The organism is Mycobacterium sp. NPDC004974 (assembly GCF_053600815.1).
This window is the reverse complement of sequence record NZ_JBSGAQ010000010.1, coordinates 157,293-181,203: the sequence shown is the minus strand read 5'-3', so window position 1 is coordinate 181,203 and position 23,911 is coordinate 157,293. Positions and strand designations below refer to the sequence as shown.

The window sequence follows — 23,911 nt, the reverse complement described above, 5'->3', positions numbered from 1 at the left end:
CATGGCGGGACAAGAGGGAACGCGGGCCGTCCTGGTGACCGAATCGTCACCGGTCAAGGTCGAGGGCACCCGTCCGCGGTTGCGTACCGGGCGCCGTCGGATCGGGGATGGCCTGGTCGAGATCCCGGTTCGGGAGGATATCGAGCCGGCCGGTGCGATCCTCACCAATCCCGTTGTCGCCGAGTCCAAACGGGAGTGCAGCGGCTGCGGGCGACCGGTGGGCCGGGGGAGTGCCGGTAAACCCGGGCCGTGCGAAGGGGTGTGCCCGCATTGCGGCGCACTGTTCTCGTTCTCACCGCAACTGGAGACCGGCGAGCTCGTGGCGGGCCAGTACGAGGTCCAGGGCTGCATCGCCCACGGCGGTGTCGGCTGGATCTACCTGGCGGTCGACCGCAATGTCAGCGATCGGTGGGTGGTGCTCAAGGGGCTGCTCCAGCCCGAAGCGCAACAGGCGCAGGCGATCGTCGTCGCCGAACGCCAGTTCCTCGCGATGGTGAACCACCCCGGTATCGTCAAGATCTACAACTTCGTCGAACACCCGGGGTTCGATGGGCGTCCGGTCGGCTACATCGTGATGGAGTACATCGGCGGGACCACACTGGAAGCCATCCTGGCGAAGCAGCAGGCGGTGTCAGGGGCAACCACACAGATGATGCCGGTGGAGCAGGCGCTCGGCTACCTGCTCGACGTCATGCCGTCGCTGTCTTATCTGCACTCACTCGGCCTTGTCTACAACGACCTCAAGCCCGACAACATCATGCTCACCGAGGACAACATCGAGTTGATCGACATGGGTGCAGTATCGGGCGTCGGGGATTTCGGATATATCTACGGCACCAAGGGATTTCAGGCGCCCGAGATCGTCAGGACTGGACCGTCCATCGCCACCGATGTCTACACGGTGGGCCGTACGCTGGCCAAGCTGACCGTCGAACTGCCCAACGATCGCTACGCCGAGGCGTTGCCCGCCCGCGACGAGGCGCCCCTGTTCGAGCGGTATGAGTCCTTCTATCAGTTGCTGGCCCGCGCGACAAATCCCCGTCCGGCGCAACGGTTCTCGTCCGTCGACGACATGGCCGACCAGTGCCGGGGCGTACTGCACGAAATCCTCGCCGAGCAGACGGGCTCGCCGAGTCCCCGGACGTCGACGCTCTTCAGCGTGCCACGCTCCACATTCGGCGCCGATCTGGCGTTGCAGGGCACCGATGTGTTCGTCGACGGCCGCCGGCGCACCGTTGCGCTGGACGCTCGCGATGTCGCACATGCCCTGCCGGAGCCGGTACCGGTCGAGGAAGCCGACGACGAATGGCGGGAGGACTGGGCCGATGGGATCGCCGGCCTGCAGACCGGCGATCTGGGGGCGGCCCTGCCATGTTTCGAGCGGGTCGTCGCCCTGCTTCCGGGTGAGGCGGCGCCCAAGCTGGCAACGGCTGCGACTGCCGAACTGCTGCTCGCCACCGCGGACGCGCCGAGGGCGGAACGCTTGCGGCAGTTGGCGGAACGGTCTTACCGGACGTTGTGGCGCACCGACCACGCGATGGTCAGCGCCGCGTTCGGCCTGGCCCGACTTCTCGCCGGGCAGGCCGACCGGACCGGAGCGATCGATGTGCTCGATCAGGTGCCGGTGACCTCACGCCACTACGGCGAGGCCCAACTGACGTCGGTGGTGATGCTGCTCGACGGGCGCACAAGCGCGGAGATCACCGAGGCAGACTTGCGCGATGCCGCACGGCGCGTGGGTGGTCTACCCGAGACCGAACCGCGCGTTCTGCAGATTCGCGCGTTCGTCCTCGGCGTCGCCCTCGACTGGCTCCGGTCCGGCGGTGCGACCTCCACCGGCGACCCGATACTCGACCACGCCTTCGACCAACGGGGTCTGCGCGTCGGCATCGAGGAGGTGCTGCGGGAGTTGGCCAGGCACTCGCCACGGCGGCGTCATCGCTACCGGCTTGTCGACGTGGCGAATTCGATCAGGCCGCCGAGCTGGATGTGAGGTCGGCGCGGTGAGCTCCGGGCTGCGCCGACGGCGCGCGTCCGCGGGATCCTGGCGGAGATCTGTCATTGTGGCGAGCATGAAGGCGCTGATGATCTCCGTGCTGGCGGTTGCAGCTGGGCTCGCGTCGGCCCCGGCGGCTTTCGCCGACGATGAGGGCTATCTCGCGGAGGTGTCCTCGTTGGGCTTGCCGGTCTCCGATGACAATCGGGACGTTGTGCTGCAGCTCGGCCGGCAGGCGTGTGTGACCGCCCACGAAGATCCGGCGATGCGGCCCGATGATCTGGCGATGCAGATCGCCGAGGCCCGGTCGGCCTACCCGTTCGAGAAGGCCACGCTCGTGGTGACCGCCGCTCTGCACAACTTCTGCCCGGATGTGACGGCCACACCAGGCGGGTGAACTACTCGCCCGACCGGGTGACCCCTCGCACGACCGCGACGCACAGGTCGGCGCATTCGGCCGCGAGATCCTCGGTGCTCTCGGTCGGATCTGCAAGCCAGGCTTCGATGATCTGGTTCACGCCACCGACCATGAACTGTGCGCCGCGGCGCAATTCGGCAGGGCTCGGTGACACCGCAGGCAGAACATCCGGCGCGTGCTGGACGATCAGACCGGTGATCATCCCCAGAATGTGTGTGCGGTGTTCGGTCAGCCCCGCAACGCTGCTCACATCGCCGGTGGCGATGCGGTGGATGTGCGGGTCGGCGGCGATGATGTCGAGGAACGCGGTGAGCGCTGACCGCAGCTTGTCGGTCAGCGTGCCCGGGTCGCCGACGCCTGCGTTCACCAGCGCGGTGAGCAGCTGGTCCCGCACGTCGTCGGAAATGGCGAACAGCAATGCGTCTCGGCTCTCGAACTGTTCGTAGAAGTAGCGCGAGGTCAGCCCGGCGGCGGTGCAGACGGCGCGCACGGTCACCTCGGTGATCCCCGATTCGCCCCAGATCTGGCGGCCGGCGGCGAGCAGCTTGCCTCGTCGTTCTGTGCGGCGGTCGGCCGCACTGACGCCGCCGTAGCCGCGCACCACCTGTACGCGCTTCATTGACAGCACCCTACCCGGCGCCTAAATTCTGACTACGGACGTAGTCAATCGTTTCGGTCCGTTCTGCCCAGGAGGTCACCGTTGAACATCCCGGCTCGCCATCCCGAACGGCCACTTGCCGTTCCCGGTGCAATGCGGACGTTCGCGATGATGCTCGGCGTTCGCAACCCCGACGCACAGCAGTGGCGGCGGCTCGGCGAGCGGCTGACCGTCGGGGACGAGCCGATGGACCGCCTGGTCGCGTGGATGTCGTCAGCGGGGATGACGCAGATGCGGCCGTTGTTCGAGAAGGCGCTCGCCGAAGGAATCGACAATGTGCCCGACGCGCCGGAACCGTTGCGCGAGTTCTTGATCGGTGTGGAGACGGCCCCGGCGTGGGTGGACCGGGACAAATTGCGCAAAGGACAGCGGGCACTGCTTCGAGGCGGTTCCGACGGCATGTCGATCGCGCGGGACGTGTCTCTGCTCGGTGGTTACCAGTTCTCCGGATTCAACAAGACCCTGCTGCGCACGGGAGCCCTGGAGAAAGGTTCCAACAAGCGTTTCGCCGAGACGATGCAGTGGGCGATGGACGTCATCTCCGACGGCGGTCTCGACCCACTCGGAGTCGGATACCGGTCCACCCTGCACGTGCGGTTGATCCACGCATTCGTGCGCCGGCACGTGGCAGAGTTGCCGGACTGGCGCGCCGATGAATGGGGTCTACCCGTCAATCAGACCGACATGGCCGCGACGCTGGTGGGTGCGCTCGTGGCGCCGCCGGTGGCCTCGCTCGCCATGGGAATCCTGCCTGCGCCAGGCGAACTCGACGCCATCGCGCACTTGACCCGCTATGTCGGCTGGCTGATCGGCGTCGAGGACGAATGGTTGCCCCGTAGCTTCCGCGAGAGCATCCGCGTGCTGCACCACACGTCCACCGCACTGGCCGTCCCCGATGAGACCACGCAGCAGCTCTCGGTGCCGATGGCCGCCGACCCGCTGTCGTGGCACTACCGCGGCATCCGGGGCCTGCGTCGCCGCCTGGCATGGGCGCAGCACCTGTCGATCACCAGCGCATTCCTCGGGCCTGGCGCGATGCGCGTTCTGGGCCTGCCCGCCTACATGCCGCCGTGGTATCCGGTGGTGAAGCTGCCGGTCAATCTGATCCGCAGTGTGGGGGCGATGGCGCTGCCCGGTGGCATGGATCGCGCCGTCACGCGAGGCCGACGGGAGCAACAAGCCTTGCTGCAGACCATCATCGGTGACAGCGCGGCCAACATCGGCGAGTCGGCAGTGCACGTGAGCAGCGCAGCCTGACTGGGGGGCTTAGCGGGCCATGGAGCCGATGAAATAGGTTTCGTGGCCCGTGGGGTAGCCGCCGCCGTCGGTGGCGATGTGCACGTGGTCGAAGTGGTTGAGGGTCTCGTTCCCGTAGTCGGCGGTCCAATGCGGCGCGCCGATCCCCGGATAGAGGCCCTGCCGCCAGATCACGTGAAGCACGCCCCAGCGCTTGGCATTGGCCAGGGCGAAACCGGCGATCTGGTTACCGAGTTCGATGCCTTCCTTGGAGTGATAGTTCGGGATCATCACGTCGATCGCCAGACCGTTGGGATGCCATTTCAGCGCATCCTGCCGATACCCGCCGATGGTGGTGATCTCGGGGAACATCACCGCGATGGCGCGGGCCACCCAGATGGTCTTGACCTGTAGGCCGCCCTCGGGTGCCGGGCCCTTCGGTAGGGAGAACTGGAAGTCGCGGGCCACTACGGGCGCGCTGGCCGCCACCAACGCGGCTTGCGGAGCCGCCGGCACCGGCTGTTGCCGGCCTGCGGGCGGCGTCGCTGCGGGGACCTCCGCGCAGCACTTCGCCTCGGTGTTCTGGACGTAGACCATGCCCGCCGCAACGGTGACCGAGACCGCGAGCGCCAGCAACCGGCCCCTGCCGTCGGCCAACCGTCGTTTCCCCACGGCAGCAATTTACTGCGCTCGCTGGTCCGACGGGACGGGAACCGCGTCCGGCAACCTGATGTCTGTCTCCACGGCACCCTGAGTTGGCTGAATTCCGGCCGTCAGGACCCGCCCGGTGCGGTTTCTGCGTGCAGGCGGTGCGGGCAGGTTTCGGGGAACCTCCGGTGAATGGCGTCGATCAGGTGATGCGTCTCGTACAGATCGGCACGCAACTTGCTGACCTCGCGGCGATCACATGCCGACGATCGGCGCTTGCGCCGCTCCGCCTTCTCCAGGCGTGTCGATACGTCCTCCACGTGGCGCCACAACTCACCCAGAAGGGACTGCGCCTGCGCAGTGTCGGCGGAGTGATTCACGTTACGGATCGTGCCACCTGTGTCTTCATTCCGCTCACTTCCCCAGATCTTGACTATGGGGCACGTCCAGCGGATTCTGAAGCCATGGTGAGGATCAGCGAAGAAATCATGATCGCCGAACTGCTGATCCGCCTTGGCGCGGCCTATCCAGACGCATCCGACGAGGACATCACGGGATGCGTCCACCGCGCCCAGGAGCGCTTCCAGTCCAGTCCCATTCGCGAGTTCGTGCCGCTGCTCGTGGAGAGGCGGGCGCGGTCGGAGCTCGCCAGGCCGATCGTCGGGGTCTAGCTCCAGGGCGGTCTCCGGACGCCCGTGCTGACCTGCGGCTCCTAAACTGCCGGGATGCTCACTCGGGCGCGGATGGTGGCCGCGACGCTGGTAGTTGTGCTCGGATTGGCGTCCCTGGTCCATGTGCTCTACATCGGGTTCGGCCCACTGCCTGACCGCGCTGAACGTCAACTCGGATTCCTCGACGCAGCCCTGGCATCCGGTCGCGACACCCAGATGCAGGGCCTGTTCCCGGAGGGCGAGTACTTCACCAGGGTGCTGACCGGTCTCGCCGAGGCCCAGGTCGCCGCGCAGCTCGGGGCGGACCCTCGGTCCGCCGGGTATCTCACCCGAGCCCGGACTCGGCTTGCCGCCATCGAAACCCCGGAATCCGTGGCGGTTTTCGGCAGCGGAATGGTCCCGGAACACGGGATCTTCGCGGCGGGCTGGTCACTTGCTCTGGCTGTCGCGATCGCGCGGGCTTCGGACTCTGATGCGGACCGTGCAGCGGTGCGGGAGCGCGCTCACGTCGTGCATTCAGCTCTGAGGCAATCGGATTCACCGTTCCCGGCCAGCTATCCGGGCCAATACTGGCCATGTGATTCGGTTGTGGCAGCGGGAGCGCTCGCTCAGGCGATCTCGCTGCTCGAGCTGCCATGGCACGAGGATCTCGCCGACTGGCGGAAGCGGGCACTGGCTGCCGCCGATCCGGACACGGGCCTGCTGCCGCATCAGGTCGATGACCGGGCCGGCGCCTTGACGGGACCACGGGGGTCTTCCCAGGCCATCATTCAGACGTTCTGGCCCGCGGTCGATGCCGTGGTAGGGGTCAAAGGTGATCAGTGGCAGCGATTTTCGGACCGGTTCGTCACCAGCAAGGCCGGCTTGGTCGGCATTCTGGAGTATCCGTCCGGTACGGGCGGCGACGCCGATGTCGACAGCGGTCCGTTGATCTTCGGGGTGAGCCTGAGTGCGTCGGCGGTCGGGTTGGCGGCAGCGCGAGCCAATGGCGACCGGGACCTGGCCGGTCGGCTGAATCGGCAGGTCGAGCTGATCGGGGTGCCGGTGGGTTTTCGCACCACGCGGTACTTGTTCGGTGCGCTCCCGGTAGGTGATGCGTTCATCGTCTGGGCGCGCACAGTACCCGCGGGTGAGGTGGCGGTGAATGCGGGCTCGGGGCGGTCGCCGTGGTTTGTGGTGTGGGCCGTGCCTTCGGCGTTGCTGCTTGCGGCGACCCTGGCGTTGTGGCCACGAACACGGCGTCCCGGAAACCGACTAAAACTCGGAAAACAAGGTAGGACTACGCATCCCTACCCGGCCCACCGCCCGGCAGACTGAACCCATGCCAAGTCCCGATGTGGTGCCGTCGGCAGACGCCGTGACCCGCAACGCCAAACCCGACCGCGACCGCGCGGTAGACGTCGCGCGCCTGGGCGCCCTGCTCGTGGTCATCTTCGGGCACTGCGCCCTGCTGCTGGCCACCATCGATTCCGGGGGCGTACGGGTCGGCAACATCCTCGGCGCGTTGCCCGCACTGGCCCCGATCACCTGGGTGCTGCAGGTGATGCCGCTGTTCTTCCTGGCCGGTGGGGCCGCGGGTGCCTACAGCTGGCATTCCGGCCGCTCGTGGGGCGCGTGGTTACTCGCCCGTGCCCAGCGCCTCTGCCGGCCGGTGTTCTGGTACCTGGCGGTGTGGTCGGTGGTCCTGGTCGTGGTGCACGCGACGATGGGGGCCGAGTCCGCCGCTGCGCTCGGGCGCGAATGCGTGGCCCTGCTGTGGTTCCTGGGTGTCTACCTGATGGTGCTCGCCTTCGTCCCGGCACTGATGCGCCTGCACACGGGCCGGGCACTGGCATTGGTGGTTGCCGGACTGATCGTCGCGTCCGGAGTGGTGGATGCCATCCGCTTCGCGGCCGGCACCCCCGAGGCGGGCACCGCCAACCTGATCATCGTCTGGCTGATTCCCGTGGTGATCGGGGTGGCCTACGCGCGCCACCTGATCTGCGCGCGGCGGGCGATCGCGATCGCGGTCCTCGCCTTCACCGCGCAGGTGATCCTCGCTCTCACCGGCATTTACGACGTGTCCCTCGTCGTCACCGGAACCGAGCGCGTATCGAACGTGTCACCGCCGACCCTTCTGCTGGCACTGCACTGCACGTGGATGCCATGCCTGTTCATCGCCGCTGCGAACCCGATCCGGCGCTGGGCCGCGCGCCCGCGCGTCTGGTACGTGGTGGCGACGGGCAACGGGGGAGCCATGACGCTGTACCTGTGGCACATCCCGGTGATCGCGATCGCCGCGTTCAGTCTGCATGCCCTCGGCCTGGATGCGTTCGACCCGCACGCCCCGGGCTTCTGGGCCCATCTGGCCTTGCGCGCAGTGGTTTTCGCCGTTCTCATGGCGGCGGCCTTCCGGCTGCTGTCACCGCTGGAGCACCGCCCGCTGCCGTGGTGGGACGACCGGGTCCAGATCAGCGGCGCCCAGTCGGTGGTTACCGGCGTGCTGTTGTGTGTCGCGGGCGCCGCGTTGACCCTGATGGCCAAGAACGGCCTCGACGGTGTGCTGGGCTGGTCTGCGCTCGGCGGATTTGTCCTCGCGGCCATCGCTGCGCGGGCCAGTGCGGGCCGGGCTGTCAAGCCCTAATTGCCCTGTGCGGCACGATCTGTGGATGGATCGCGCGCTGTGGATAACTTCTCTGGGAGTCGGCGATCGGCGATAGAATTCGAACATGCATTCGAACATCGTCTCTGATCGGGAGACGGTGCTGGCTGCCTACGCCGAGTACGACGCCGTCTGCGCGAAAGTGGCCGCCCTCAACTATCAGACGTTGAGCCTGCCTGAGCTTCTCGAGCTGCAGTCGCGCCGCGAACATCAGGTCCGGTCCGCGCCTGCGGTGGACCACCGCCTGTTGACCGAAATCCAAACCCGGACCACCCCTGGCGAGATCGGTGCGAAAAGCTGGGCCGACGTCCTGGCCGTCCGGCTACGCATCAGCAACAGAGAAGCCAAACGCCGCATCACCGAAGCCGCCAACCTGGGCCCACGCACCACCGTCACCGGACAGTCCATGGCGCCGGTATTGCCGGCCACTGCCGCCGCCCAGGCTGCCGGTGACATCAACACCGACCACGTCGCGATCATCCGAAAGTTCTTCGCCAAGCCCCCCGTGCCGCTGGATGCCGCCACCCACGCCCAGATCGACGCCGACCTGGCACGCATCGCCGCCGGCAACAGCCCGGAAACTCTGAAACAGTGCGCCGACCGCATCGCCTTCCTGCTCAATCAAGACGGCGACGCACCCAGTGACGAACAACCCGAAAGCCACGGGGAAATCATCATCGGGCCCCAAAACGCCGACGGTACGAGCGAAATCCGTGGCCGGCTCACGCCCGAAGCCCGCGCCACCCTCGACCCGATCCTCAGTCGCTACGGCGCTCCCGGCATGTGCAACCCCGCCGATGAACACCCCTGCACCACCGGCACTCCCAGCGCAGAGGCGATCGCGGCCGATACCCGTACCGCCGCCCAACGCAACCACGACGCCCTGGTCGCCATCGGCCGAAGCGTGCTGTCGTCAGGAGAACTGGGCCAGCACAACGGATTACCGGTCACGATCGTGGTATCCACCACCCTGCGTGAACTCGAATCGGCCGCCGGTATCGGCACCACCACCTCCGGCACCCGGTTACCGATCAGCGATGTGATCCGGATGGCCGCCCACGCTCACCACTACCTCGTGGTCTACGAGAATCATCGCCAAGTGCCGCTGTATCTGGGTCGCAGCAAGCGCATCGCGAGCCCCGCCCAACGCCTCGTCCTGCACAACCGCGACCGGGGCTGCACCCGGCCGGGCTGCACCTGCCCCACCGACCGTAGCCAAGTCCACCACGCCAAAGCCGATTTCAGCCAAGGCGGGCGCACCGACATCACCGACCTCGCCCTGGCCTGCCCGAAAAGCAACCGCCTCGTCCACGACAAGGGCTGGCGCACCAGCATCCGCGACGACGGCCGCGTCGAATGGATCCCACCCCCACTACTGGACACCGGTCAAGACCGCGTCAACCACTACTGGCACCCCGAAGACCTCTTCCACCCACCCGAAAAAGACAACCCCTAGGCGCTTTTCACGGCGGGCTCCGACGCCGCCTCCGGTCCAACCGGCAGGCGGGCGTCGGTGGCAGATATCAGGGTCGCGGTGTGGGGGCGGGGCTCGGCATCATCGGTGAATTATGGCCGGGACCCATCATGCCGCCCGGACCCATCATGTCGTCGTGATCCATCATCGGGCAGGAACTCGTGGGCCGATCACCGGACATGCCGCGGTAACCGCCGTGGTGATAGCCCTGGCCCGCACCGATCATCAGTCCGCTGAAGAAGATGACGGCAACGATGAAGAGGATGCCGGCGACGATGCCCACCACGGCAGCCGCTTGGCCGAGCCGGTTGGGCCGGCTGACGGATTCGTCGGTTCGGGGTTGAGGTGCTTCGGTCATGTCTGCGGCCCTCCTGAACGAGTGTGGCTGTCGTCAGTATGTACCGGCGCCGCCGCTGCCAACAGGGACGTTGGTCCTCAATGTGGGCTGCACCGGTCTGTTGTCAACCGTGCGTCGGATTCTGCGAACCCGCGAACCAATCAGTCCTCCTTGCGGATCAACCGTCCCAGTGCCTCGCGATCAGGTGCCAGCAGTTCGTCGATGCGGGCCTGGTTCACATCGGCGACGATGATCTCGCCGACCTCCTGGTACACATCGCTGAAGATGCCGTGGGCCTTCATCTTCTCGGTCTGATAGACGTTGTCCTCGGTGGGCGTCACGTAGTAGACGATCTCCGGCTTGAACCGATGGATCAGCCACACGTGGATCAGATCCATCAGGCGCTTCTTGCGCAGCTTCTCGGCGAAGGTGTTCTGGTCGCGGACCGTCAGGATGTTGCGGCCGTGCCGATCCTTGATCGGGTCGACGACGACGTTGGCGAGCGGTTCGTCACCGTTGCCGTAGATGCCGAGATCGAGTACGTCCGACCCGGCCCGGCGCGGCCGGAGCTGCACGCGCAGATTCTCGCCGATCTTGTAGTAGTCGCCCCACATCGCCAGCCACTCCTCGAGCAGCTTCTTGGGTACCTCGGTCTGCACCAGATGCTGGTGTTGCGTGGAGCCGGCGCCCATCGCCTTGGTGGTGGCGGTGCGACCCGACGAGGCGGCCAGCGCCGCATCGCTGCGTGGGCCACCGACCAGTGTTTGCGGTGTGCGGTAAGGAGATTCGACCAGACGCATCTTGCGCTGCAGCCGGGCCAGCGCCAACATGCCCTCCTGTTGCAGGGACGTCGCGAACTCCTCGCACGCCACGCCGTCGACCTGGTGGCCGCCATAGGTGATGAAGTTGAAGACGAATCCCATCTTGCCGAGTTCGGCTGGGAAGGCACGCATCTCGTCATCGGTCATCCCGGTGGTGTCCCAGTTGAACGACGGTGAGAGGTTGTAGGCCATCATCTGGTCGGGGAACTCGGCGTGGATCGCATCGGCGAACTGCTTGGCATCGGCCAGATCTGCGGTCTTGGTCTCCATCCATAGGATGTCGGCGAACGGCGCGGCCGCCAACGACTTCGCGATCGCGTACGGGATGCCGCCGCGAACCTGGTAGTAGCCCTCGGGGGTCTTGACCCGTTCACAGTCCCAGGCCACGTCGGCGCCCAATTCGTGGGCCTTCTCCTGCGCCGTGTACAAGGACGCCCGCGCGGCGAAGGCACGCCAGTCCGCGGCACTCATCGCGACAGGCTCACCTTCTTTCGCGCGGTACTCCAGAAGTTCGGCAACTGCCTCGCCGTAGGTGTTCAGACCGGCGTCGGCCTGCCACGCCTCGACGAACGCCGACTCGACCTTGTCGAACATGGCATCCACCGAATGTCCGGCGCGGTGGCCCTTGACGGCCTCGGCGATGGTGCTCATGATGCCTTCGCGTTCCAGCCAGGCCTCGGCGGTCGCGTACTCGCCGGCAGGCAGCGCATAGAGCAGATGGCCATTGAGGTCGGTGACACCGAGGTCGTAGAACCGGCGCATCATCGCCAGGAAACACGACTTGTAGGTGGGCACCGACAGGTTCGTCGCCCCCAGCAGGAACGGCTGATCGCGCTCGTCGGCGCGGCTGTCGATCAGATTGGCGGCCTCGGCGTCGGTCCGCGCGACGATGATGCCTGGCACCCGCATGATGTCCAGCTGGAATCGCGCGGTGTTGAGCCTTTTGATCTGCTCATCCGAGGGCACCAACACCTTGCCGCCCTGGTGTCCGCACTTCTTGGTGCCGGGACGCTGATCCTCGATGTGATAACCCGGCACCCCGGACTCGACAAAGCGGCGGATCAGATTACGCACATGCGGATCGCCACCGTGACCGGTGTCCGCGTCGGCGATGATGAACGGCCGGTAGTCGACCGCCGGGGTGGCCGCGAGCTGTTCGGGGGTCATCCGCAGCCGCAGATACTGCTGATTGCGGTCTGCGGTCAGCAGCGCCCGCACCAGCCCGGCCGCTTCGTCGGGCACCTGGCTCAGCGGGTAGCTGGCCAGGTCGGGCCCGGGATCCTCACTGATCGACCCCTTGGCCGAGGTGGCCCATCCACCGAGGTAGATCCCTCTGATCCCCATCCGTTTCATCACCACTGCCTGACCCGGTGAATAGGGCCCGAACGTTGTGATGCTCATCTTCTGGGCGAACAGATCGCGAAGGTAGAGAAAGAACGCCGTGGCGGCCTCACGGGCCACCGGATAGTCCGACGGGATCGTGCCGCGTTGCTCGGCGACCTGACGTGCTGAGTACAGCCGGGTGATGCCTGCGAACCGAGGACTGTCGATGTAGACCTGGGTGGCCTCGACATCCTCCTGGAACGACGAGTTGGTCTGTGCGTTGGCTTCGATGGTGGCCATGGGTGCGCTCCTGAACTCGGGTACCCCAATCATTGCTGGCAAGTCGTGACACCGGAGCCGGTTGGGAGATTTCTCAGGACCGCCACCCACCGTGGCTCGAGGTTCTAGGCTGCACGCCATGTCGATCGACCGGGCCGCGCTGGCCGCTGGTGCCATCCGATTCGCGTCGGGCGTCTCGTTTCTCGTCGACCCGAAGCGGGCCGACCGGTTATGGGGCGGAAGGGAAACACCAGATGCGACCGCGCAGCTGATGTGGCGGTCGATGGGATATCGCGATGCGCTGATCGGCGGCCTGCTGCTGGCGGCGGGACTGCGGGGCAAGAACACCCGCGGGTGGTTCCTGGCCTCCGGCGGCGCCGACGCCGCCGACCTGCTCGGCGGGATGGCGGTACACGACCAGCTGCCGCGGTCGCAGCAGGTCATCGGCCTCGGAGGTGCGGTGGTCGGCATCGCGGTGGGGCTGTGGGGCGCCACCCGCCGCCGGGAGCGTGCGACCGGCCCGGCTGCGGGCTAGGTCGATCTAAGAACCCGCCTCGACGATGTCGCTGCGGTACCACCGCGTTCCCATGAGATAGCAGCCCATGGCCAGCAGCTGCAGCACCGGCACCAGGATGAGCAGTGCCCGGCCCAGCGCGTGGGCGCCCAGATCGGGGGTCAGCGTGTCACTGATGAGGCCGGTGACGAACGGGCCGACAGCGCCCAGGGTGGCATTGAAGAACAAGAAGATCGCCGATGCGGTGGCCCGCTGCTCGGGCAGCACCAGACGGTGGATGGCGGCGATCGACGGCGCCATGTACGCGGTGCCGATGACGTAGCTGAGGGCCAGGAACCACACGCAGGCCAGGCGGCTTTCGACGGTGAACGCCAACACCGAGGCGGGAAGCAGCAGGGCCGTGGTCAGCACCACGATCCACAGCAGCCAGCGCGGGTCGCGCACGGCCAGCCGGTCGGCCAATCGGCCCACGATCACCAGCCCGAACACCCCGGCCAGTCCGGTGGCCAGGCCGTATTCCAGCCCGACCTCACTGAGCGACATGGAGCGGGTTCGCATCAGGAAGGCGGGGGAGAAGGTGGTCAGCGAGTAGCCGGCCGCCGCGATGAACGCCGTGCCGCCGACCAGTGACAGGAAGCTGCGTTTGTGCAGCAGTGCCCACCACTTGACCGTCGCGACCTGTTCCCGGGGTGTCGCATCCGGCAGCGCCTGACGTGAGCCGACCACCAGCAACACCAACGGTGCGAACACCACGCTGAGCCCGCCCATCACCACGAAAGCCGTTCGCCAGCCCAGGTTTTCGGCCAACAGTCCGCCACCGATCAGGCTGGCGCCGCTGGCCAGCGGGATCGCGAGCGTGATCACCGCCAGCGGCGCGGCCCGGCGGTCCTGGGCGAAGTTGCGGGCCACGTATGCGTGCGCGGCCGGGGTGCTGCCCGCCTCGCCGACCGCGACACCCACCCGCGTAAGCGCGAGCTGAAATCCGGACTGCACGGCACCGCCGAGCATGGTCATGGTGCCCCACAGCGTCAGGCAGGTAGCGACCACCGCGCCGTACGTTCCGCGGTCGGCGACCCGGGCCACCGCGATGCCCAGCACCGCGTACACGATGAGGAAGCCGAAGCCGTTGATCACCCCGATCGCGGTGTCCGACAGGGCGAGGTCGTGTTTGATGGGCTCGGCCAGCACCGAAGGCAGGAACCGGTCGACGTAGTTGAGGGTCCCGACGAGTGTCAGCAGCGCGACCGCCGCCCACGCCCGTCGCGGCCCGTGCCCACCGGCTTTCCTTGGCGGCACGGCGACCAGCGGCGCCGGGCCGGTCTCACTCATGTCTTACGCCGCGGGCGAACCGCCACAGGTACTGCGGCAGACCGCGCGCCGGCACGGACGTCGGCCAGTCCCGAGGGCGGAAGAACGCGTCGGAGCCTCCGTCCACGAACACCACACTGCCGCAGAGGAAATCGGCCGAGTCCGACAGCATGAAGCAGATCCAGTCGGCCAGGTGGCCGGCGTCGCCGTAGCCGCCGACCGGCACCGGGAACCGCCGCACGGCGGCACCTTCGCGCGGATCCGCAAGTTGGGCCTCGAGCAGCGGGGTCAGGATCGCCCCCGGAGCCAGCGCGTTGAGCCGGATCCCGGCACCGGCCCACCCTGTGCTGACCGCAGTGGTCCGCAGCCAGCGGCTCACGGCGATCTTCGAGGCCGCGTACATGAGGGCCGACCCGTTGCGACCCAACAGTCGCAACGAGCGCACCGCCTTGTCGGTGTCACGCGCCAACAGAGCCCGAATCGTCCGGCGTGGAACGATCGGGACGGTTGTCGTCGAATTACTCGAAATCACAACGACTTTGGCTCGGTCAGCGGCGGCCAGCGCGGGACGCACGGCATCCAGCAACTCCACCACGCCGAGGAAGTTGACCTCGGCGATCAACCGGTTCCGGTCAGCGCCGGGTCCGGGGCCCAGCCCGGCGGCCAGCACCGCCCCGTCGAGCACCCCGTCGCACGCCGCCAGCACGCCATCGGCCGCTGCCCGGCGCCCCTGCGGGGTGGACAGATCGGCCACCACCTCACCGGACTTGAGGTCCACGCCGATCACGGTGTGCCCGAGGTCTCGCAGCCGTTCGGCGGCCTGCAATCCCATGCCGGATGCGGACCCGGTAACCGCGTATGTGCCGATGATCGCCTCCTTGCCGCCCGACCGTGGGGCAGTTCGGCGGCCAAAGATAGCATCCGAGACATGACCGACCTTCCCAAATACGGCCCGTGGGCTGTTATCGCCGGCGGCTCCGAGGGGGTCGGCGCAGAGTTCGCTCGTATGCTCGCCGAAGACGGGTTCAACCTGGTGCTTCTGGCGCGTAAGCCAGGCCCCTTGGAAGCCACCGCGCAGCGCTGCCGGGATCTGGGCGTGCGGGTGCGCACGATGGCGGTGGATCTGGTGGACGATGCGTCGGTCTCCGAGATCGCCGATGCGACCGCCGACCTGGAGGTCGGCTTGCTGATCTACAACGCCGGCGCCAACACCTGCAGCGAACGTTTCCTGGACGCGCCGCTGGCCGATTTCCAGAAGGTCGTCGACCTCAACATCACCAGGATGATGGAGCTGGTCCAGCACTTCGGCCGGCCGATGGCCGCGCGAGGCCGGGGCGGCATCCTGCTGGTGGGTTCACTGGCGGGCTACGCGGGGTCGATGCGGCACACCGTCTACGGCGGGGTGAAGGCGTACGGCCGGCTGTTCGCCGAGAGCCTGTGGCTGGAGTTGCGCGAGTACAACGTCGACGTGCTGGAGCTGGTGCTCGGCGTGACCCGCACCCCGGCGATGGAGCGCGCCGGTCTCAACTTCGAGGCACCCGGAATGCGGATCAACGATCCGGCCGAGGTGGCCCGGGAAGGGCTGGACCACCTCGGTGCGGGGCCGGTTCACGTGGCAGGCGGCAACGCCAAACGCGCCGAGATGAACAGTGCGCCGGACCGGGCTCAGGTGGTGCTCAAGTCCGATGCCGCCATCCGCAACCTGATCAATCAGCGGGCGCCGCAATGACATCCGAGGTGGCTGCGCTCGAGGCGCGACTGCGCCGCCTCGAGGACGAACGCGACATCGCCCGGTTGATCGCGTCATACGGCCCGCACGTGGACGCCGCCGACGCCGACGGAACCGCAGCGCTGTGGGCGACCGACGGTCGCTATGAGGTCGAAGGCTGGGCGATGGCCAGCCGGGCAGACGTCCACGCGATGGTCAGCTCGGAATCCCACCGCGCCCTGGTGGCCACCGGCTGCAGTCACTTTCTCGGCCCCGCCGTCGTCACCGTCGACGCCGACACCGCGGTGGCCGTGTGTGAGTCGCTGGTGCTCGTCCGCCGCGAGACCCCCGAGGGGTCCAGTGAATATGTGGTGTGGCGGGCGACGGCCAATCACTTCGAACTGGCCCGCAAAGAAGGGCACTGGCAGATCACCCGGCGGTCCAGCCGCCTGCTCAACGGCGACCCGGCAGCACACCGGCTGCTGATCGCCGGCGTGGCCGGAGAGCCCGCGATCTGACCCAGATGAATTCTCGGTGCCCAAGCGGTTACCGATCCCTCCTACGAGATGCCGATGCAGGCGGGGCGACTTACGCTCGTCGCGGTCGGGTGTCGGCCGCACGAGGGGAATCGAGGTCGCAGGGTGAAGGCAGTGCTGGGGCTGTCGGTGACTCCACACGGCATCGCCTGGGCACTCGTCGACGGCCGCTGCGCGGACGCGACCCTGCTCGATGACGACGCGTTCGATGTCGACTCCGCCGACCAGCTGACCGCCCGGGCTGCCGCCGCAGCCCGCAGTGCCCAGGCGATCGCCGCCTCCAGCGGTCAGGATGTGGCCGCGATCGGTGTCTCGGCCGTCGGCCCGGTCGCCGACGATCACGTGGTCCAACTCCTCGACCTGCTTGCCGCCGCGGGATTCCACGATGTGCGGCTCGTCCCCGATTCGTCCGACACCACCGACGCAGACGACCCCGGGACGGACACGCAGCTGCGGGCCGCGCGGTCCGCAGCACTGGCCGTCGCGACAAACGCGGTTGTCAGGGCGCCCAGGCCGGTCGCGGTCCGGCCTCCGGCGCCCCGCAGGTACGCCGCCGCGCGCGCCCTGGCCGCCACGGCAGCGGCGGTTGCCACGGGGCTGCTCACAGTGGGATCGCAGTACGTCGAACCGGTACCGGTCCCGGCCACCGACGATGCTGACATTTCTGCGGCCGCAGAACCGCAGCTCGTCACCGTGATCACTCCGCGCGAGGCAGCACGATCGGTGGCGCTGCCCGACGAGCAGCCCGTGGCTGAGCGGGCCGCCCGGACACCGATCACCGAACCGGCCGAACCGTTGGTGTCGACGCTGTCGGCGGAAATCGCCCCGCCCGCGGTGGCCGTCCAGCCTGTCGCTGCGGCGGAAAACGCTGCACCCCAAGCGATTCCGGTGGCGCATGGGGCGGTGCCGGTCGTCGCGCAGGTGCCGGTCGACCCGAGGCAGCTCCAGCAGCCGGTCCCGGTTGCCGTTCCAGTGAGCGCCGCTCCGGTGCAGCACATCCCGGCGACGGTCACCGGGCCGATCGTCGGGCCACCAGCGGTCGAGCCGCACCTTGCGACAGACCCGGCGCCCGGCCCCGCGTCAGTGCCACTGCCCGCACCGGCACCCGCACCCGCACCCGCACCCGCACCAGCGGACCTGTGGTTCCTCGGCGCGATGCCCTAGCGGGGAGCCGCCGCCCGAATCACGGCATGGTCGCCAGGTTGTTCCAGAAATGCCTGAGGCTGTCGGTGCCGCCGAACAACGTCGTGAAATTGGTGGAATCGACCAGCACGATGTCGCCGGCCCGGCCGGCCGCCGGCGGCATCCAGATCAGCGCGTTGAACTCGGAGTTGCCCGCCTCGGTGAACGGATGCGGCCGGTTGGGGTCGACCAGTTGGCGCCCCAGCACCCGCAGCGCAGCGCCTTCCGGCGCGGTCAGTTCGTAATGCGGCAGGTGCGGGTGAAAGTTGAAGGTGGTGACATCGGCAAGCAGTCCGGGGGAGTCCAGATCGCGAAGTGCCGTCAACGGCGCGATCTCGGTGGTGCCTTCCACGACTGCCGGGCGCAATCCCCAGACGTTGTGCACCGGGACGTCCAGCGCCGCCATCAGCGAGCGGGTGTACTGCCCGAAGCGCTGTTGCCGCGGCACCAGCGGATCGCCGTGATGCAGGTACTCCACCTGGCGCCGGGCGTAGTCGTCGGTGTCACCGACATCGTGATGCGGCGCCAGGAGCAGGCAGGTGCCCTCACGCTGCAGCCAGCGGCGGATCGCCGCGACCTCGGCCGGGTCGGCCTCTTGTTCGGACAGGATGTGGTCGAGGCCGAACACCATCAGGGTGTCGCAATCGTCGAGCACCCGCTCATCGATCGGAAGGCGGTATCCGGCCTGATCGATCCGCTGGAACACTGCCACCGGATGCCCGGTGACGTCACCGGCCAACTCCTGGAAAGCCAGCGTCGAACGGTGGAACAACTCCAGCGTGCCGGCGATGCCCTGCAGGAAGGCGGCGGCATCGTATTCCGGTGTCTCGTAAGCCGGCCACAGCACATTGCGGACCTCGGTCATCGTGGAGAACCGGTTCTCCATGGCCGCCGGATCGCGCTGGGCTTCCCACGGGTAGCTCCACGTCCAGTAGATGCTGATCCGGCGGCGTCCGTCGTGCCGGCGCGGAACATGCGTCTGGTTGTAGGTGCGGGCACCGGTCATGAGGCTGCCTCCCCACCCGCGGTGGCCAGAAACCGTAGCGCCGACATGCCCGGCAGGAAGAAGTAGGCGCCACCCCGGAGTGTGGTGAACGCCGGAATTCCCTTGTGCACCTTGCGTATCGGCCGCTTGGGGATGGTGAAGTCCAGGGTTCCGTCCTGGGTGCCGCAGATCGGGTCGTGCTCATTGCCCAGTTCGTGGAACGTCTTGTCGTTGATCCAGACGTTCTGCGCGAATTCGAACTGGCGCACCAGGTCGGCGCAGATGATGAACGCGGCGATGCCGCGATCCGCTCCGTCATCGGGTGCACCGTCGGGCAGGGCCGGACCGTACGTGGCGCCGCGCCGGATCATCCGGCGCCGGTTCATGTAGTGCGCGGTGTCCCGTGGGTTGAGCCGGCGCGCATGCGACCCCAGCGGGCAGGCATAGCCGAAGGGGTCCATCTCCCTGTAGTTGAAATCGTTGTTGCGCATGGGATCTGCGCCCAGCTCGGGATCATCGTGCTCGGGTGCCAGCACCAGGGGAGCGCCGCTGCGCCACCGGCCCATGAACTTCGCGGCCAGCAGCTCCTCGGCCTCCGGCGAATCCGACCGCTCGCGAAGGTAGTCCCGAAACAACCCGACGTGCTCCTCGAGCCGGCGGTAGGCCATGTAACTGCCGTTGCGTGAAAGCACTTCCGGTTCCGGCAGATTGGGGATAGATCCATCCTCATCGGGATAGCCGAGGATGAACTCACCGGGCTCCAGCGGGTCACCTGAACCCGGCGTCGGCTCCTCCCCGGTACCCTTCATGACCGGCTGGGACAACCGGTCACGGAACCCGAAGTGGTCGTGGGCATAGTTGAACGGCGGGGTTGCGTTCAGGTCCAGATAGGACAGGCTCCGCACCCCGGCGGTTCGGTCCAGGAGTTTGTCGTGCTCCTCGATGGAGCGGTGGAACTGCTCGTCGGTACGGGAGAACAGGATGGCGATCGCATGCAGATCCTCCCCGGCCAGACCGCCCAACCAGTGTTCGGGAGCCGCCTCGCCGGTATCGCCAAGGATCGTGGCACGCTGCGCCATGCCTTGCCGGAACGCATCCGGGAACGTGGCCAACGACTCCTCACCGACACCGAGTGCCCGCAGTCCGGTCCAGGTGAACGCCAGCGTCACCCACCGGTCGGATTCGTCCATGGTGGACATCGCGTCCGACGCAGACTGCACCTTGTCCAGCAGCTCGGTGAGCCAGGCCCGGCCGCCTTCCGGGGTGTCGAAGGTCAGGAACTCGTAGCGCCCGGTGATGGCCGGGGTACGGGTCAGCAGGATGTGCTGGATCTCGTCGAACTCGAGCACGGCCGGCTACTGCATCTGATCGAGCATGGTGGAGAAGGCGGCCTTGAGCCGCAGTGCTTTCTTGATCTCGTCGGCAGTCACGTACGGGTATTCGCCGTACTCCAGGAAGCTCGGGACCTGATGGGCCCGGACGAACTCGATGAATGCCTGGGGGTTCTCCTTCCAGTCCTCGGGGAACCCCTCCAGATTGGTGAACACGGTGGTGATGCCGGTGGCGCTGAACAATTGCACCGCGTCCTCGGTGTACTTGTCGAAGTCGGTGTCGAAGATGCCCTGATATTGGAAATGCAGTCCCGAGCCGACGTCGAAAAGTACCCAACGCAAATAATGCAGCCGCAGCGGCGCCAGCACGTCCGGGCTGGCTGCGATCGCCTCCTCGATCTGCTTGCCGTATGCGCGCACCACCTCTTCACGGCCTTCTTTTACCTTCGCGATGATGGAAAAGCCGTGGCAGGCAGGAGTTCTCGGGTAGGTGGGCCCGTAGCGGCCCTCCTCGAGTTCGAAGTACCCCTCCGGCGGGATGGCCATCGCAGCCGGTTTGGTCCAGTCAGGATTTGTGGCAGTCAATTTGGGACCCCCTATGCGATCTCAGATAACGCGGAACGCTAGCACTGCCGGGGGCCCGCCAACGGCGAATATGTTGACGGGTCATTAAATTTGACGGGGCATTTCTCAGAAAACCTGGATAACACGCGTACCGGGCGTATTGTCCGCTGTGTCGGGGCCGTTCGAGGGGTAGGCCACGACCGTCCCGAGTGACAGGGCGCCAGAGGTTGGGCAGCGGCCCGATCTGTTACGCGTCCTGGGCGCCGCGCCGGTCCACGGCAGCGCGAGCGAAGGTGCGAACCTGGTCCTTGGCGACCTTCCCGTTGCCGGTCAGCGGTAGCGCGTCGGTGAACAGCACCACCCGCGGTCGTTTGAAACCCGCGATCTCTGTCCGGACGTGGTCGACGAGCTCGTCGGCAGTAGGTCGGTGTCCCTGCACCAGGACGATGACCGCGCACACCGCCTCGCCCCAGTAGTCGTCGGGGACGGCGACCACGGCCACCTGGTCTACCGCGGGGTGGCCCGACAACACATCCTCGACTTCCCGTGACGACACGTTCTCGCCGCCGGTGACGATGATGTCCTTGAGCCGGTCGACCACGAACAGTCGGCCGTCGGCGTCGGTGCGGCCCATGTCGCCGGTGTGCAGCCAACCGTCTTCGGTAGTCACACCGTCGGGCCAGTATCCGGGGGTCACCTGCGCGCCGCGCACCACGATCTCGCCGACCTGTCCGGACGGCAGCAGTCCGCCGGTGGGGCCGGCGATCCCGATCTCGACGTCCCGGTGCGGATAGCCGGCGCTCGTGAGCAACTCGGGTCGCCCCGCGGCTCCGGCCCGATGGTCGTCGGGACCGAGAAACGTGATGTTCCCACCGGTTTCGGTCATCCCGTAGCCCTGGTGGAAGTCCACCCCGAGTATCTCGATGGCCCGGCGCAGCAGATCCAGCGGCATCGCGGCCGATCCGTAGGCGATCGCCCGGAGGCTCGGCAACTCGGTCCCGGTGCGGCTCAGATGGCCGAGCAGCGAGTGCAGCATCGTCGGCGCCAGCGAGCACGAGGTCACCCCGTGCATGCGGACGAGCTGTGCGAAACCCTCCGGGCGGAACTGTGCGCACAGCACGACGGTGGCGGCGACCGCATGCTGGACCAGCATGTTGTATCCGGCGATGTGACACATCGGGAACGGCAGCAGATACACCCCGCCGGGCTGCACGGAGCGGCCCTCGACCGACCCCCATACCGCTGTGAGGATCGAACGGTGGCTGTGCACAACAGCTTTCGGAATACCGGTGGATCCGCTGGTGAACAACAGCCAGGCCGGATCGTCGGGGTTCGTGACCTCAGGGCAGGGGAGATCGGCCGCGGGGGCGGTCCGCCACCGCTCGTCTTCGAACGCGATTGCCTGCTCGACGGGAGCGCCGGTGCCCGCCAGGGCCGACAGATAGCGCTCGTCGCCGAGCAACAGGGCGGGCGCGGCGGTGGCCAACTGCGCGGCTTGCTCGGCCGGGCTGAGACGCTGATTGATCAGCGTCAGTACGCGTCCACTGCGCGGTACGGCGTAATACAGCTGGGCGTAGGCCGCGCTGTTGTCGGCGACCACGGCGACCCGGTCGCCCGGGGCGGTCCGGGCGGCCACCCAGCCTGCGACACCACGGATCTGGCGATCGAACTCGGCGAATGTCGCGGTGGTGCCGTCGTCGGTCACCACGGCCCGGCGCTGAGGCGCACCGGCGGCCGCCGCCGAGATCAACTCATGCAGAAGGGTCATGCCGGGCCACCCGGGGGGAGTTCGAACCGGTCCAGATATCGCCGCACGAAATCCTGTGCCTGCCTGTGGCCGCGGCTGATGCCCAGGCCCTGCTCGAGCACCAGGATGCGCGCCAGGCTCGCCACGATCATCGACATCACCACGGGTGGGAACTCGTCGGTGTCGACGCCGTGGGCCCGCAGCGCCGAGGCCATCGCCGACTCCTCAAGGTCACGGAACCGGTCGGCGTAGCCGGCGATCTCGCTGCGGATGGCCTTGCGGTGGTTGGCCAGCGCCATGAACTCCATCCACAGCGCCGCACCCTGCGCGCTGTTGAGTTCCCACAGCGCGTGCAGCGGGGAGTCCTCGGCGAACGCCTCCTGCTGGGTGCTCAGGTTCGTCTCGGCGCCGGCCTGCAACACCGCCACGAACAGGTCGTCCATGCTGGGGAAGTAGTAGTGCACGAGTGCGGGCTTGACCCCGGCCTTCGCGGCCACCCGCCGCGACGTCGCCGCGGCGTATCCCTCTTCGAGCATGACCTGGGCGGTGGCCCGGATCAGCGCTCGTCGGGTGGTCGAATCGCGTCCGGAAGGGGCCTTTTGCGTACTCATCGCACCCTTGACCATGCGCGGCGACGACTGCTAGACATGGCCTGAGTGTAATTATTGGGCGATCGCCCAATCTCGGCAGTGCGGTGGCACCTGCCCCGGCAACGAAGGTGGGCAATGACAGGACGGGTCGACGGCAAGGTTGCACTGATCACCGGGGCGGCACGCGGGCAGGGGCGCAGCCATGCCGTGCGGCTGGCAGCCGAGGGCGCCGACATCATCGCCGTGGACATCTGCGCGACCTTCGACCGGTCACCGGCATCGGGCGCCACGGCCGAGGACCTCGCCGAGACCGCCGATCTGGTCAAGAACCTGGGCCGACGCATCGTCACCGCCGAGGTCGACGTGCGCGATTTCAGCGCACTCAAGACAGCGGTCGACAGCGGCGTCGAGCAGCTGGGCCGGCTCGACATCATCGCGGCCAACGCGGGCATCGGCACCACCGGGGTGAAGCTGGACCGGATGGACGAGGACCTCTGGCAGGAGATGATCGACGTCAACCTGAGCGGGGTGTGGAAGACGGTGAAAGCCGGTGTGCCCCACATGCTCGCGGGTGGGCGCGGCGGTTCGATCATCCTGACCAGTTCGGTGGCCGGGTCGAAGGCCTACCCGTTCACGGGGCACTATGTCGCGGCCAAGCACGGCGTGGTCGGCCTGATGCGCAGCTTCGCGGTCGAGCTGGGCCCGCATTCGATCCGGGTGAACTCCGTGCATCCGACCCACGTCAACAGCCCGATGCTGATGAACGAGAAGACCTACCGCATGTTCCGGCCGGATCTGGAGAATCCCGGACCCGACGATCTGGCGCCGATCTGCCAGACCTTCCACATGCTGCCGATCCCGTGGGTCACGCCCGAGGACATCAGCAATGCGGTGCTGTTCCTGGCGTCGGACGAAGCCCGGTACATCACCGGGGTCACCCTGCC

The 23,911-nt window shown here is 67.4% G+C and carries 24 protein-coding genes; 12 read left to right on the top strand and 12 right to left on the bottom strand.

The features are described 5' to 3' along the window. Position 1 precedes the first annotated feature (1 nt). Together ACWEFV_RS22050 and ACWEFV_RS22045 are read left to right on the top strand one after the other, a co-directional pair. Positions 2-1,993 carry a tetratricopeptide repeat protein gene (locus ACWEFV_RS22050; RefSeq protein WP_450071722.1) on the top strand — a complete coding sequence of 664 codons (1,992 nt, stop codon included), beginning with the start codon at positions 2-4 and terminating at the stop codon, positions 1,991-1,993. 79 nt (positions 1,994-2,072) lie between these two features. Beyond that, on the top strand, positions 2,073-2,393 hold the full coding sequence (locus ACWEFV_RS22045; RefSeq protein ID WP_450071721.1) for a DUF732 domain-containing protein: 321 nt from the start codon (positions 2,073-2,075) through the stop codon (positions 2,391-2,393). A 1-nt stretch (position 2,394) separates the two neighbouring features. On the opposite strand, the gene ACWEFV_RS22040 is transcribed toward ACWEFV_RS22045, so the two are convergent. Further along, positions 2,395-3,033 carry a TetR/AcrR family transcriptional regulator gene (locus ACWEFV_RS22040; protein ID WP_450071720.1) on the bottom strand — a complete coding sequence of 213 codons (639 nt, stop codon included), beginning with the start codon at positions 3,031-3,033 and terminating at the stop codon, positions 2,395-2,397. Between the two features lie 132 nt (positions 3,034-3,165). On the opposite strand from ACWEFV_RS22040, the gene ACWEFV_RS22035 reads away from it, so the two are divergent. After that, positions 3,166-4,329: an oxygenase MpaB family protein gene (locus ACWEFV_RS22035; RefSeq protein ID WP_450071757.1), complete on the top strand. Its 1,164-nt coding sequence runs from the start codon at positions 3,166-3,168 to the stop codon at positions 4,327-4,329. Positions 4,330-4,338: 9 nt separating this feature from the next. On the opposite strand, the gene ACWEFV_RS22030 is transcribed toward ACWEFV_RS22035, so the two are convergent. Both ACWEFV_RS22030 and ACWEFV_RS22025 read right to left on the bottom strand, forming a co-directional pair. After that, entirely contained in the window at positions 4,339-4,989 is a 651-nt protein-coding gene (locus ACWEFV_RS22030; RefSeq protein ID WP_450071756.1) for a glycoside hydrolase, read from the bottom strand. Between the two features lie 92 nt (positions 4,990-5,081). Continuing rightward, the gene (locus tag ACWEFV_RS22025) at positions 5,082-5,336 is read right to left on the bottom strand and encodes a hypothetical protein (protein WP_450071719.1); all 255 of its coding nucleotides are present in this window, start codon (positions 5,334-5,336) and stop codon (positions 5,082-5,084) included. Between the two features lie 84 nt (positions 5,337-5,420). Here ACWEFV_RS22025 and ACWEFV_RS22020 point away from each other — a divergent pair, with 84 nt between their 5' ends. The 4 genes from ACWEFV_RS22020 (at position 5,421) to ACWEFV_RS22005 (ending at position 9,724) form a co-directional block, all read left to right on the top strand. Beyond that, positions 5,421-5,627, top strand: coding sequence for a three-helix bundle dimerization domain-containing protein (locus tag ACWEFV_RS22020; protein ID WP_450071718.1), 207 nt, complete (start codon positions 5,421-5,423; stop codon positions 5,625-5,627). Between the two features lie 54 nt (positions 5,628-5,681). Continuing rightward, on the top strand, positions 5,682-6,944 hold the full coding sequence (locus tag ACWEFV_RS22015; RefSeq protein ID WP_450071717.1) for a hypothetical protein: 1,263 nt from the start codon (positions 5,682-5,684) through the stop codon (positions 6,942-6,944). A 4-nt stretch (positions 6,945-6,948) separates the two neighbouring features. Further along, on the top strand, positions 6,949-8,250 hold the full coding sequence (locus ACWEFV_RS22010) for an acyltransferase family protein (protein WP_450071716.1): 1,302 nt from the start codon (positions 6,949-6,951) through the stop codon (positions 8,248-8,250). Between the two features lie 85 nt (positions 8,251-8,335). After that, complete coding sequence (locus ACWEFV_RS22005) at positions 8,336-9,724, top strand: HNH endonuclease signature motif containing protein (protein ID WP_450071715.1); 1,389 nt, start codon at positions 8,336-8,338, stop codon at positions 9,722-9,724. Between the two features lie 67 nt (positions 9,725-9,791). Here ACWEFV_RS22005 and ACWEFV_RS22000 read toward each other — a convergent pair whose 3' ends face one another. Both ACWEFV_RS22000 and aceA read right to left on the bottom strand, forming a co-directional pair. After that, the gene (locus tag ACWEFV_RS22000) at positions 9,792-10,100 is read right to left on the bottom strand and encodes a hypothetical protein (RefSeq protein ID WP_450071714.1); all 309 of its coding nucleotides are present in this window, start codon (positions 10,098-10,100) and stop codon (positions 9,792-9,794) included. A 140-nt stretch (positions 10,101-10,240) separates the two neighbouring features. Next, the gene (gene aceA / locus ACWEFV_RS21995) at positions 10,241-12,523 is read right to left on the bottom strand and encodes an isocitrate lyase ICL2 (protein WP_135455214.1); all 2,283 of its coding nucleotides are present in this window, start codon (positions 12,521-12,523) and stop codon (positions 10,241-10,243) included. A gap of 118 nt (positions 12,524-12,641) precedes the next feature. On the opposite strand from aceA, the gene ACWEFV_RS21990 reads away from it, so the two are divergent. Then, positions 12,642-13,037, top strand: a complete 396-nt coding sequence (locus ACWEFV_RS21990) for a DUF4267 domain-containing protein (protein ID WP_450071713.1) — start codon at positions 12,642-12,644, stop codon at positions 13,035-13,037. 6 nt (positions 13,038-13,043) lie between these two features. Here ACWEFV_RS21990 and ACWEFV_RS21985 read toward each other — a convergent pair whose 3' ends face one another. Together ACWEFV_RS21985 and ACWEFV_RS21980 are read right to left on the bottom strand one after the other, a co-directional pair. Beyond that, positions 13,044-14,345 (bottom strand): spinster family MFS transporter, encoded by a 1,302-nt coding sequence (locus tag ACWEFV_RS21985; RefSeq protein ID WP_450071712.1) that lies wholly within the window; start codon positions 14,343-14,345, stop codon positions 13,044-13,046. Continuing rightward, entirely contained in the window at positions 14,338-15,192 is an 855-nt protein-coding gene (locus ACWEFV_RS21980) for an SDR family oxidoreductase (RefSeq protein ID WP_210115664.1), read from the bottom strand. Before ACWEFV_RS21980 ends, ACWEFV_RS21985 begins: the two co-directional genes overlap by 8 nt. Before the next feature lie 60 nt (positions 15,193-15,252). Between ACWEFV_RS21980 and ACWEFV_RS21975 the strand changes: the two genes are divergently transcribed. From ACWEFV_RS21975 to ACWEFV_RS21965, 3 genes are all read left to right on the top strand, one after another. Then, on the top strand, positions 15,253-16,053 hold the full coding sequence (locus tag ACWEFV_RS21975) for an SDR family NAD(P)-dependent oxidoreductase (protein WP_450071711.1): 801 nt from the start codon (positions 15,253-15,255) through the stop codon (positions 16,051-16,053). Next, the gene (locus tag ACWEFV_RS21970; RefSeq protein ID WP_450071710.1) at positions 16,050-16,550 is read left to right on the top strand and encodes a nuclear transport factor 2 family protein; all 501 of its coding nucleotides are present in this window, start codon (positions 16,050-16,052) and stop codon (positions 16,548-16,550) included. The genes ACWEFV_RS21975 and ACWEFV_RS21970 overlap by 4 nt, the downstream gene beginning before the upstream one ends. Before the next feature lie 123 nt (positions 16,551-16,673). Continuing rightward, complete coding sequence (locus ACWEFV_RS21965) at positions 16,674-17,732, top strand: hypothetical protein (RefSeq protein WP_450071709.1); 1,059 nt, start codon at positions 16,674-16,676, stop codon at positions 17,730-17,732. A 19-nt stretch (positions 17,733-17,751) separates the two neighbouring features. On the opposite strand, the gene ACWEFV_RS21960 is transcribed toward ACWEFV_RS21965, so the two are convergent. From ACWEFV_RS21960 to ACWEFV_RS21940, 5 genes are all read right to left on the bottom strand, one after another. Beyond that, entirely contained in the window at positions 17,752-18,756 is a 1,005-nt protein-coding gene (locus tag ACWEFV_RS21960) for a hypothetical protein (RefSeq protein ID WP_450071708.1), read from the bottom strand. Next, on the bottom strand, positions 18,753-20,084 hold the full coding sequence (locus ACWEFV_RS21955; RefSeq protein ID WP_450071707.1) for a Dyp-type peroxidase: 1,332 nt from the start codon (positions 20,082-20,084) through the stop codon (positions 18,753-18,755). Before ACWEFV_RS21955 ends, ACWEFV_RS21960 begins: the two co-directional genes overlap by 4 nt. A gap of 6 nt (positions 20,085-20,090) precedes the next feature. Further along, positions 20,091-20,612: a hypothetical protein gene (locus tag ACWEFV_RS21950; RefSeq protein WP_135460087.1), complete on the bottom strand. Its 522-nt coding sequence runs from the start codon at positions 20,610-20,612 to the stop codon at positions 20,091-20,093. A gap of 265 nt (positions 20,613-20,877) precedes the next feature. Continuing rightward, positions 20,878-22,398 (bottom strand): AMP-binding protein, encoded by a 1,521-nt coding sequence (locus ACWEFV_RS21945; RefSeq protein WP_450071706.1) that lies wholly within the window; start codon positions 22,396-22,398, stop codon positions 20,878-20,880. After that, positions 22,395-22,988 (bottom strand): TetR/AcrR family transcriptional regulator, encoded by a 594-nt coding sequence (locus ACWEFV_RS21940; RefSeq protein WP_135455196.1) that lies wholly within the window; start codon positions 22,986-22,988, stop codon positions 22,395-22,397. Before ACWEFV_RS21940 ends, ACWEFV_RS21945 begins: the two co-directional genes overlap by 4 nt. Positions 22,989-23,102: 114 nt before the next feature. On the opposite strand from ACWEFV_RS21940, the gene ACWEFV_RS21935 reads away from it, so the two are divergent. Next, on the top strand, positions 23,103-23,911 hold an 809-nt coding region (locus tag ACWEFV_RS21935; protein ID WP_450071705.1), incomplete at its 3' end, for a mycofactocin-coupled SDR family oxidoreductase.

Coding starts and splice junctions, on each gene's coding strand:
- ACWEFV_RS21945 (WP_450071706.1), bottom strand. CDS start 22,398: ATGACCCTTCTGCATGAGTTGATCTCGGCGGCGGCCGCCGGTGCGCCT.
- ACWEFV_RS21950 (WP_135460087.1), bottom strand. CDS start 20,612: ATGGCCATCCCGCCGGAGGGGTACTTCGAACTCGAGGAGGGCCGCTAC.
- ACWEFV_RS21990 (WP_450071713.1), top strand. CDS start 12,642: ATGTCGATCGACCGGGCCGCGCTGGCCGCTGGTGCCATCCGATTCGCG.
- ACWEFV_RS22045 (WP_450071721.1), top strand. CDS start 2,073: ATGAAGGCGCTGATGATCTCCGTGCTGGCGGTTGCAGCTGGGCTCGCG.
- aceA (WP_135455214.1), bottom strand. CDS start 12,523: ATGGCCACCATCGAAGCCAACGCACAGACCAACTCGTCGTTCCAGGAG.
- ACWEFV_RS22050 (WP_450071722.1), top strand. CDS start 2: ATGGCGGGACAAGAGGGAACGCGGGCCGTCCTGGTGACCGAATCGTCA.
- ACWEFV_RS22015 (WP_450071717.1), top strand. CDS start 5,682: ATGCTCACTCGGGCGCGGATGGTGGCCGCGACGCTGGTAGTTGTGCTC.
- ACWEFV_RS22005 (WP_450071715.1), top strand. CDS start 8,336: ATGCATTCGAACATCGTCTCTGATCGGGAGACGGTGCTGGCTGCCTAC.
- ACWEFV_RS21975 (WP_450071711.1), top strand. CDS start 15,253: ATGACCGACCTTCCCAAATACGGCCCGTGGGCTGTTATCGCCGGCGGC.
- ACWEFV_RS22035 (WP_450071757.1), top strand. CDS start 3,166: ATGCGGACGTTCGCGATGATGCTCGGCGTTCGCAACCCCGACGCACAG.
- ACWEFV_RS21960 (WP_450071708.1), bottom strand. CDS start 18,756: ATGACCGGTGCCCGCACCTACAACCAGACGCATGTTCCGCGCCGGCAC.
- ACWEFV_RS22020 (WP_450071718.1), top strand. CDS start 5,421: ATGGTGAGGATCAGCGAAGAAATCATGATCGCCGAACTGCTGATCCGC.
- ACWEFV_RS21985 (WP_450071712.1), bottom strand. CDS start 14,345: ATGAGTGAGACCGGCCCGGCGCCGCTGGTCGCCGTGCCGCCAAGGAAA.
- ACWEFV_RS21970 (WP_450071710.1), top strand. CDS start 16,050: ATGACATCCGAGGTGGCTGCGCTCGAGGCGCGACTGCGCCGCCTCGAG.
- ACWEFV_RS22010 (WP_450071716.1), top strand. CDS start 6,949: ATGCCAAGTCCCGATGTGGTGCCGTCGGCAGACGCCGTGACCCGCAAC.
- ACWEFV_RS22000 (WP_450071714.1), bottom strand. CDS start 10,100: ATGACCGAAGCACCTCAACCCCGAACCGACGAATCCGTCAGCCGGCCC.
- ACWEFV_RS21940 (WP_135455196.1), bottom strand. CDS start 22,988: ATGAGTACGCAAAAGGCCCCTTCCGGACGCGATTCGACCACCCGACGA.
- ACWEFV_RS22040 (WP_450071720.1), bottom strand. CDS start 3,033: ATGAAGCGCGTACAGGTGGTGCGCGGCTACGGCGGCGTCAGTGCGGCC.